The sequence below is a fragment of the Sphingomonas sp. genome, from assembly GCF_042091075.1.
Classification (GTDB): Bacteria; Pseudomonadota; Alphaproteobacteria; order Sphingomonadales; family Sphingomonadaceae; genus Sphingomonas.
Genome location: NZ_JBELIE010000118.1, coordinates 1 through 10043 on the forward strand (window position 1 = coordinate 1; position 10043 = coordinate 10043).

The window sequence follows — 10043 nt, forward strand, 5'->3', positions numbered from 1 at the left end:
TGCCGCCCGCCCCAGCGGCGGATACGGGGGCGCGGTCGGGGCAATAAGCGCGCCCAGGGTAAAACAGATCGGGAGACGGGGCATGAAACTGGGATCGATGTGGGCGGGCGCCGTGCTCGCGATGTTGCCGGCGGTGACGGCGGCGCAGGTCGTCTCCACCGAATCAGGCAAGGTCGCCGGCAGCACGAGCGACGGCGTCTCGAGCTGGAAGGGCATTCCCTTCGCCGCCCCGCCGGTCGGCCCGCTGCGCTGGCGCGCCCCGCAGCCGGCAGCGCGCTGGGATGGCGTCCGCCAGGCGACCGCCTATGGGCATGACTGTATGCAGGTGCCGTTCCCGAGCGATGCCGCGCCGCTCGGTACGACACCCGGCGAAGACTGTCTGACGCTCAACGTGTGGCGACCGGCCGCCGCGACACGGCCGCTGCCGGTGATCGTATGGATCTACGGCGGCGGCTTCGTGAACGGCGGCGCATCGCCCCCGACCTATTCGGGAGCGAACCTCGCGCAACAGGGCGTGATGTTCGTCAGCTTCAACTATCGTCTGGGCCGGTTCGGCACCTTCGCGCACCCGCAGCTGACCGCGCAGGACCCGGATGGCGGGCGGCTCGGCAATTACGGCTATATGGATCAGATCGCCGCGCTTCGCTGGGTGCAGCGCAATATCGCGGCGTTCGGCGGCGATCCGAAGAACGTGACGCTGGTCGGTGAGAGTGCCGGCGGCATGTCGGTCAACACCATGGTCACCTCACCGCTCACTACGGGCCTGTTCGCGCGCGCGATCGTGATGTCGGGCGGCAACGGCCACAACATGGGGTCGGGCGGGCTTGCGGGAGCGGAGAAGATCGGGGTCGATTTTGCTGCCAGCAAGGGGATCGCGCGCGACGATCCGGCGGCGCTGGAAAAGCTGCGCGCGCTGTCCGCCGACGCGGTGACCGACGGATTGAACCTCACCGCCTTGTTCGCGCCGAAGCCGGGGCCGCGCACGTTCGCCAGCCCGTTTGTCGACGGCACGATCGCGGTGGACGCCGCCACCGCCTATCGTGACGGTGCCTTCCCGACGATCCCGATCATGATCGGCGCCACCGACAACGACATCGGCGGTCCGACCGGTTATATGGTCGGCGGTGCGCGGCAGCTCGCGGGCTGGATTTCGAAAGCCGGGGCGCCCGCCTATCACTATCGCTTCGCGTATGTCGCGCAGTCGCTGAACAAGAAGGGCGCGGATCACGCCACCGACATTCCGTGGTTCTTCGATACCGCCGCGATCAAATATGGCGACGCGATCACGCCGCGCGACCGGGCCATGGCGCGGACCATCAGCGCCTATGTCGTGAATTTCGCCAAGACCGGCAATCCCAACGGCCGCGGGCTCGCGTCATGGCCGCGTTACGACGCGCGCGCGGACACGTTGCTGGAATTCACACCGGACGGACGCGCGATCGCGCGCAAGGACCCGCTCGGACCCGCGATTGACGCCGCCCCGGCTCCCACACGCTAGAAGGAAATCTCACCCGATGCGTACCTTGACGTTCGCCGCACTCGCGCTGGCCGGAGTTGCGATGATGACCATGGGTGGCGCTCCCGCCGCGACGGGACAGGCCACCCCCACGGCGCGCGCATGGCAGGACAGCACGCGCTCGCCCGAGCAGCGGGCGGAGGCGCTGCTGCGCGCGATGACGCTGGAGGAGAAGGCGGGGCAGGTCTCTCAGCAGTTCATGTTCGGCGCGTTCGAGGAATTCGCGCCGATGGTGCGCGACGGCAAGGTCGGATCGCTCCTGTTCGTCACCGATCCCGCGGTGATCAACCGGTTTCAGAAGATCGCGGTGGAGCAGACGCGGCTGAAGATTCCGCTGATCTTCGGCTATGACGTGATTCACGGCTTCCGCACCATCTTCCCCGTCCCGATCGGCAATGCGGCGTCGTGGGACCCGGCATCGGTGGAGCGGTCGCAGGCGATCGCGGCCGCGGAGGCGCGCGCGGTGGGGATTCATTGGGCGTTTGCCCCGATGCTCGACATCGCGCGTGATCCGCGCTGGGGACGTATCGTCGAGGGGCCGGGCGAGGACCCGTTCCTGGGTGCCGCAATGGCGCGCGCGCAGGTGAAGGGCTTCCAGGGCCCGGCCATCGGCGCGCCGGGGCACATCATCGCCGGGCCGAAGCACTTCGCCGGATACGCGACCGCGGAGGGCGGCCGCGATTATGACAGCGTCTACATTGCCGACACGCAGCTCTACAACGTGATCCTGCCGCCATTCGCCGCGGCGGTTCAGGCCGGTGCCGGCAACGTGATGAGCGCCTATATGGACCTGAACGATGTCCCGGCGGTCGGCAACAAATGGCTGCTGACCGACGTGCTGCGCGGGCAGATGGGCTTCGGGGGCTGGGTCGTCTCCGACGCGAACGGGACCAAGAATCAGGTCGTCCAGCATTTCGCCAGGGATGAGGCCGACGCCGCCGTCCGCAGCATCAGCGCGGGCAACGACATGGAGATGTCGTTCGGCCCGGCGGCTTCGGCACGGACCCTTGCGGACTCCGTGCGCGCGGGCAAGCTGCCGCAGGCGACGCTCGATCGGGCGGTGCTTCGTATCCTGACCGCCAAGTTCCGCATGGGGCTGTTCGAACGTCCCTATGTGGACGAAGCGGCGGCGAAGACGATCCTTGCCGATCCGGCGCACCGCGATGCCGCGCAGACCGCCGCCGAGCGCGCGCTGGTTCTGCTGAAGAACGACGGCAACGCGCTGCCGCTGGCGCCCGGCGCGAACAAGCGGGTCGCCGTGATCGGCGCCATGGCGGATTCGAAGCGCGACATGCTGGGGCCGTGGTCGTTCCAATACGACCTGCCGGAGACGGTGACGGTGTTCGAGGGCGTGCGTGACCGGCTGGGCAAGGCGGCGACGGTGGAAACCGCGCCGGGCGTGCAGCTGAAGCGCAACATTCCCTCGATGTTCGAGAACATCACGATCCCAGGGGTGGCCAAGCCCGAGCCGCGCTGGGACGCGGCGCGGGCGCAGCGCGAGTTCGATCGCGCGGTGGCACTGGCCCGCGCATCCGATCTGATCATCCTCACGCTCGGCGAGGCCGAGGACATGAGCGGGGAGGGCGCTTCGCGCGCCGAGCTGACGCTGCCGGGTGATCAGCTGAAGCTGTTCGACGCGATCACCGCGATGGGAAAGAAGGTCGTCGTGGTGACGATGAGCGGCCGCCCGCTGGAGCTTGACCGGGTGCTCGATCGCTCCCCGGCGATCCTTCACGCCTGGTACGGCGGCACACGCGGCGGCACCGCGATCGCGCGGGCGCTGTTCGGCGACGTCAACCCCGGCGGCAAGCTGCCCGTCACCTGGCCGCGCACCGTCGGGCAGGTGCCGATCTATTACGCCCACAACACCACGCACGGCCCGAAGGATCAGGGCAAGCGCTATTGGGACATTCCCTCCACGCCGCAGTTCGTGTTCGGATACGGCCTGAGCTACACGCAGTTCGCGATCGGCGAACCGACCGTCAGCGCCCCCACGCTGATGCCCGGGGGCAAGATCACGGTCACGTCCACGGTGACGAACACCGGCGCGCGTGCCGGCGACGAGGTGGTCCAGCTCTATATCCATCAGCGCGCCGGACGCGCCTCGCGCCCGGTACGCGAGCTGAAGGGGTTCCAGCGCATCACCCTGCAACCCGGCGAGCGGCGGACGGTGACGTTCGACCTCGACGAGAACAGCGTCCGCTACTGGAACGGTGCGGTCAAGGATTGGGTGGTAGATCCCGGAACGTTCGACCTGTGGGTCGGCGCCGACTCGGCGGCCGAGAACCATGCGACCTTCGACGTCGGCGGCGCGGCGCGAACGGTACGCGGCTGGAACTGAACGCCTCTCCCCCTTCCGGGGGCGCTTCCGACCCGTTCGTTGCCCGAGTGAGACGATCTGTCGCGACGGTCACCTCACTGGAACGGGTCGGGGCTGACGCCGGTGCGTTTGCCCTGTCCGCCTCCCGTTTGTCAGGGGGCGAAACCTTCAACACACCCGGAACGGCTTGGATCGGCCATGGCCTCCCATGCGGCGTGTGAGGATGTCATGATTCGGTTTTTCACGCCGGCCAGCTGTGCTAGTCTTCGATCGGGAGACTGCGCATGCCAAAGTATCCGAGCAAATATGACTATGCTGTGACGCATCCAGCAAAGAGTCGCGTCTTTATCATCGCAGTGACTAGCACCATTCTGGCCGTTTTAGCATTACTCATACTCTATATGAGGTAGGGCCGCTCCCACGCGATGATCTTTGAGATCGCGACAAAATTGAGAGTGGATCTGTGAATGCCGCTTCCAGGTCGAATACTTCGTTTGGCCGCTGAAGTTGGAATGGTGGTTCCGAAAGGGCGGCGCGAGGTCGTATTCCGACAATTTGCTGATCGGGCACATGCCCGCCGTCGGCGGTGTGCACGTCGCCCCTGTCCTACACCGTCCAACACCTTCCACCGGGTAGCGCAACGATGGAGGTGGCGATGCGTGACATGGAAGAACGGGCGATCGATGCGGCGGGGCGGCTGGGGCCAGTGGTGGCGGCGGGGCGGCGGGGCATCGCGGGGCGGACCGTCAGCGTCAATCGCCGCGAATCGGCGCTGTCGTGGCTGCTGGCCCGCAAGCTGATCGCCGCGCGGCAGTATGAGGCGGGCGAGCGATTGCGCGCCGATTACGAACGCGCCGCGCTGGGGGCGTCGGTGACGATGCGGTGGAGCCCGCGTATCGACGGCGGCGGCGATCGTGGCGGTGGGGGAGGTCTGACGCCGAGCGAGGCGCAGTTGGCGGCGAAGCGCCGCTTCGATGCCGCCATTGCCGGCGTGGGGTCTGGCCTGTCCGACATTCTGTGGCGCGTCGTCTGTGCGGGGGAGGCGCTGCCGGAAAGCGAGCGGGCGCTCGGCTGGCCGGCGCGCAGCGGGCGGCTGGTGCTGTCGCTCGCGCTCGACCGGCTGGCGGACCATTACCGCTTGCGCTGATGCCACGGCGCGCGCAGGGCGAGCGGAATGCGGTTGAACTTCACCAAATGCCATGGGTCGGGGAACGACTTCCCGCTGATCGACGCACGCGCGCTGACGATCGAGGAGGCGGCCTGGCCTGCCATCGCGCGGGCGCTGGCGGATCGTGCCGGGCCGGTCGGCGGCGACGGGTTGTTGCTGTTGACCGCCGGCACCGGCGACGCCGCCTTCGGGATGCGGATGTTCAACAGCGACGGCTCCGAGGCCGAAACCTGCCTCAACGGCCTGCGCTGCGTGGCGCGTGCCGGGTTCGAGGCGCTGGGCGTGGATCGGGCGACGGTACGGCTGAAGACCAGTATTGCCACGGTGGTGCGCGCACCGGAGCTTGCACCGGGTGTCGTCACCATCACGGAGACGGCGGGGCCGGCGACCCTCGACGTGGCGGCATGGCCGATGCGGATCGATACCGGGCGGCTGATCGACGCGCCGGTGCCGATGCTCGCCACGGCGCAACCGTTCACCGCCGTCGCGATCCCGAACCCGCATCTGATCGCGTTCGTCGAGACGGTCGACGAGGCGGCACTGGTCGGCGTCGGCGCGCAATGCGAAGCGGCGCCGGCGTGGCTGCCGAACCGTGCCAACGTGTCCTTCGTCGAAGTGCGCGATGCCGCGACCTTGTTCGTCCGCACGTTCGAACGCGGGGTCGGGCTGACCGACAGTTGCGGTAGCGCGATGGCCGCGTCCACCTATGCCGCGTGCCTGACCGGGCGGATCGCGTTCGCGACCGACATCACGGTGCGCAACCGGGGCGGGCTGGTCCGCGCCCGCGCGGAAGATAGCGCGATGGTGACGCTGTCGGGCAATGCCACCTGGGAGTGGGAGGGGGCGGTCACCGTCGATCCCGCCCGGTCGCGAGCATCGGATCTGACGATCGCCCGCCGCCACGATGAGGAGGTTGCGGCCTGGGCGGCATTGACCGGCCGGCCGGAGGGCGAGCAGGCGACGTGAGGTCGGCTAGCGCGCGATGACGACCATGTTCTTGCCGTTGCGCTTGGCGGTATAGAGCGCGGCGTCGGCATCGTTCATCGCTTCCTCGACCGCTTCCGGGCGCATCGTCGCCACTCCGGCGGATAGCGTGATCGAGCCGATCGGCTGCCCATTCTCCTGATTGACCAGCGAGCGGTGCGCCAGCTTGTCGCGCGCGGCGTCGAGCCGCCGGTGCGCGCGCTGCGGATCGTCATGAGGGAACAGGCACGCGAATTCCTCCCCGCCGAAGCGCGCGACGAATACGTCGCGGCCCAGTTGCGCGCGCAGGAAGCGGCCGACATATTTGAGTACCCGGTCGCCGGCGGGATGGCCGAACTGATCGTTGACCTGCTTGAAATCGTCGATGTCGCACAGCGCAACGGTGGCGACGTCGGTGGGCGGGCCGCCCGCGATACGGTGCAGCCGTGCTTCGAACGAGCGACGGTTGGGCAAGCCGGTGAGATGATCCTCCTCCGCCGCGCGGCGCGCGCGCTGCAGATCGGCGCGCAGCCGGTCGGCCTCCATGCGGGTATGCTGCAATTGCGACTCGACCAGGCGGGTCGCCTGAACGGCGTCGCGGGTCAGGGCGATGACCCGCTGCAGCGCGTCCTCGCCCGCTTCCATCCGCTTCGCCTCGGCATCCAGCGCGGAGCCGAAGGACGCCGCGCAATCATAGGATTGATCGACCGCGCTGACGCAGGCGGCGATCTGTTCCGCCAGCAGCTGCGCGACGTCCGACAGGCTGGTGGGGGTCAGCTCGGCGCCGCCGCGCTGCGCGGAAAGCCGCGCCGCATCGTCGTCGCTCAGGGTGCCATGCTCCGCGAGGTGCGCATCGATCCGCGCGCTCAATTCCCAGTCGCCGCCCGACAGATGAGCGTGCGCGAACGCGAAGTTGCGCGGGTTCGGCGTCAGATCGTAAGTGGCCAGGAATGAGCCGACCTCTTCGAACAGCTGGCGATTGGCCAGGGCGCGAATGTTGGTGGCGGTGGCGGGGGGCGCGGTGACCGGCGCCATGGGTTCGGCGGGCGCGGTATCGTCGTGCGCCAGCCAGTGGAGCATGCGGCGATGGAGCGGGGCGGGGCGGGACATGATCAACGTGCCGCGGCTAGAGGAGCAGGCGTCGCATCCGCCGGCAGCTCGCCGGTGCGAAGCGTGGCGGCGATGCCGTCCCACTTGTCGCCAAACCAGTGTCCGCCGCGTTCGGGGCGTTCGATCGTCACGCGATCTGGCGCCTGGCCGATGCGGACGTCGATCGGCGCGATGAAGCGCGACGCCGGAATATCGTAGAAGATCCGCACTAGCGGGGCGGTCGGATCCTCGTCGTTGCCGGCGATCACAATCGCCAGTCGGTGGTCGTGAAGCCGCACCAGGCCGCCCACCGGATAGATGCCGATGCTCTCGATGAAGATCGCGAACAGGTCGCGGTCGAAATGGCCTTCCCACGAGCGCATCCGCGCCAGCGCTTCGCTGGGCGACCAGGGGCGCTTGTAGGGGCGATCGGAGGTGACCGCGTCATAGACGTCGCAGATCGCACTCATCCGCGCATGCATCGTCAGGCGATCGCCGCTCAGCCGCTCGGGATAGCCGCTGCCGTCGATCCGTTCGTGATGATGCAGGCACACGTCGAGCACGATCGGCGAGACCTCAGTGCCGCTGTCGCGCAGCAGCGCGTGGCCCATTTCCGGGTGGCTCTGCACCAATTGCCGTTCGCCCGGTTCGAGCGCACCGGGCTTCTCCAGCAGGGCGCTCGGCACCGCCATCTTGCCGATATCGTGCAGCAGCCCGGCCATGCCCAGATCGCGCACCTCATTCTCCGGCAATTGCAGCCGCCGGGCGAAGGCGATCATCAGCGCGCACACCGCAACGCTATGCAGATAGGTGTATTCGTCCTTGTTCTTCAGCCGGGTGACCTTGATCATCGCGGTGGCGTCGCGCGCCACCGAATCGGCGATCTCGTCCACCAGCGGCGATAACGCGCCGGTATCGACGGCATGGCCCAGCCGCACTTCGGAGAACATCCGCAGCACCGCCACCTTTGACCGTTCGACCGTGTCGCGCGCGCGATCGAGCTCGGACAGGGCACGCCGGCGCGTGCGGCGCTCGGGGCCGTGATGGATGGCGGGCGCCGCGGGCTGGAGCGAGGCGGGGGCGCCGGCCAGACCGTCGGTGGCAGGAACGTGCGCCGCATCGGTAGCGCGACGCGCCGGCGCGAGGCCGCGACTCGTATCAATCTCGATATGTTCAATGCCGGCGGCAATGATCTTGTCGATCTGCGCCTGTTTACTCAGCACGAATTGCGAACGCCAGAACGGGCTGGCCAGCCACCCACCGTCGAGCGCGTGAACGAACATGCCCACTCTGGCATCGATCGTCCGTATTTTCATCAACACACCAAATGCCCCCCACCGGCAGAACAAGGGCATCATGCGATATGTTGTTTAAGACGGTTTTACTTTGGGCGCGAACTGCGCCATATCGGGTACTTTCTTTCTTACAACTCGCTATCGCGCCAGGCCGGACCGCGATCAGGATGTTTCCCGCTGCCGGTGCGCGATCCGCTCGAGGATACGTTGTTTCTCGGCCCGCCCGGCGGTGCCCCAGCCCGCAATCTCCCCGATCGTGCGAAAGCAGCCGAGGCAATAGCCCGTTATCGGGTCCATGGTGCAGACCAGGTTGCACGGCGACGGCGGATCGTCGTCCGTGGGAGCGGTCATGACGTTAGCGTAACATTCAGGAAGTCCGGGATCGGGCCGTTCCACCCGTCATCCTGGGTGTCATGGTGGCGCGGTTCGGCGGAGGGGCGGCGCGTCCGCTCGCCCCGTGATTCGGTCACCGCGGGCTCACTGCGTGGTCGCTCGCGTCGGGCGGGACGCTCACGTTCGCCGGTGCGCTCGCGCGAACGGCGGGCGGGGCGTCGATCGCCGTCCTCCTGCGCGTCGCTCTCCGGCAACGTTTCCATCCGATCGATCTTCTGCCCGGTGAGCTTCTCGATATTGTCGAGGTTTTCCTGATCGTCCGGGCCCACCAAGGTATAGGCGATGCCGGTCGCGCCACCGCGTCCGGTACGGCCGATACGATGAACGTAATCGTCGGGGTGCCAGGGCGCGTCGAAATTGAAAACGTGGCTGACGCCCTTGATATCCAGCCCGCGCGCCGCGACGTCGGAGGCGACGAGGATGTTGATGTCGCCGTTCTTGAACTTGTCCAGCTCTGCCAGCCGCGCCGGCTGATCCATGTCGCCATGGATCTCGCCCGAGGCGAAGCCGTGTTGCCTCAGGCTTTTGTTCAATTCGCGAACGGTCGTCTTGCGATTGCAGAAAATGATCGCGGTGCGCACTTCGTCCTGGCGCAGCAAGCCGCGCAGCGTGTCACGCTTGGCATGGGCGGGGCCCTTCACCGGCACGACATATTGCGCGATATTGACGTTGGTGGTGGCGGGGCGCGCCACCTCGATCGTCTTGGGATTGTTAAGGAAGCGATCCGCCAGCTTCTTGATTGGCGGCGGCATCGTGGCGGAAAACAGCAATGTCTGCCGGTTGGGGGGCAGCTTGGTGCAGATTTCCTCGATATCGGGGATGAACCCCATGTCGAGCATGCGATCCGCCTCGTCGATCACCAGCAGCGAACAGCCAGTCAGCAGGATCTTGCCGCGCTGGAACAGGTCCATCAGCCGGCCGGGCGTGGCGATCAGCACGTCGACGCCCTTTTCCAGCGCCTTCACCTGATCGCCCATCTGCACGCCGCCGATCAGCAGCGCCATCGAAAGCTTGTGATACTTGCCGTAGATTTCAAAATTCTCGGCGACCTGCGCCGCCAGCTCGCGCGTCGGCTCCAGGATCAGGCTGCGCGGCATGCGCGCGCGGCTGCGGCCCTGCGCGAGGATGTCGATCATCGGCAGCACGAAACTGGCGGTCTTGCCCGTTCCGGTCTGGGCGATGCCGATGATGTCGCGCATCATCAGCACCGAGGGGATCGCGCTCGCCTGAATCGGCGTCGGTTCGGTATAGCCGGTATCGCCGACGGCGCGGAGAAGTTCGTCGGAAAGGCCGAGGTCG

8 protein-coding genes are annotated in these 10043 nt (G+C 67.4%); 4 read left to right on the forward strand and 4 right to left on the reverse strand.

Annotation, left to right across the window (positions count from 1 at the left end; translation table 11 throughout):
• The first annotated feature begins 82 nt into the window (after nt 1-82).
• The 4 genes from ACFDSW_RS11905 (at nt 83) to dapF (ending at nt 5970) form a co-directional block, all read left to right on the forward strand.
• A complete protein-coding gene (locus tag ACFDSW_RS11905; RefSeq protein WP_375250506.1) occupies nt 83-1498 on the forward strand; it encodes a carboxylesterase/lipase family protein in 1416 nt (471 codons plus the stop codon).
• Nucleotides 1499-1514: 16 nt separating this feature from the next.
• Nucleotides 1515-3857 (forward strand): beta-glucosidase BglX, encoded by a 2343-nt coding sequence (bglX, locus tag ACFDSW_RS11910; protein WP_375250507.1) that lies wholly within the window; start codon nt 1515-1517, stop codon nt 3855-3857.
• A 634-nt stretch (nt 3858-4491) separates the two neighbouring features.
• Complete coding sequence (locus tag ACFDSW_RS11915) at nt 4492-4983, forward strand: DUF6456 domain-containing protein (protein ID WP_375250508.1); 492 nt, start codon at nt 4492-4494, stop codon at nt 4981-4983.
• Nucleotides 4984-5010: 27 nt separating this feature from the next.
• A complete protein-coding gene (dapF, locus tag ACFDSW_RS11920; RefSeq protein ID WP_375250509.1) occupies nt 5011-5970 on the forward strand; it encodes a diaminopimelate epimerase in 960 nt (319 codons plus the stop codon).
• 6 nt (nt 5971-5976) lie between these two features.
• Here dapF and ACFDSW_RS11925 read toward each other — a convergent pair whose 3' ends face one another.
• From ACFDSW_RS11925 to ACFDSW_RS11940, 4 genes are all read right to left on the reverse strand, one after another.
• A complete protein-coding gene (locus ACFDSW_RS11925; RefSeq protein ID WP_375250510.1) occupies nt 5977-7077 on the reverse strand; it encodes a GGDEF domain-containing protein in 1101 nt (366 codons plus the stop codon).
• A 2-nt stretch (nt 7078-7079) separates the two neighbouring features.
• On the reverse strand, nt 7080-8414 hold the full coding sequence (locus ACFDSW_RS11930) for an HD-GYP domain-containing protein (protein ID WP_375250511.1): 1335 nt from the start codon (nt 8412-8414) through the stop codon (nt 7080-7082).
• A 99-nt stretch (nt 8415-8513) separates the two neighbouring features.
• Nucleotides 8514-8702 (reverse strand): DUF1289 domain-containing protein, encoded by a 189-nt coding sequence (locus tag ACFDSW_RS11935; protein ID WP_375250512.1) that lies wholly within the window; start codon nt 8700-8702, stop codon nt 8514-8516.
• Nucleotides 8699-10043 (reverse strand): DEAD/DEAH box helicase (locus ACFDSW_RS11940; protein WP_375250513.1); only part of this gene is annotated, 1345 nt, incomplete at its 5' end. The genes ACFDSW_RS11940 and ACFDSW_RS11935, both read right to left, overlap by 4 nt.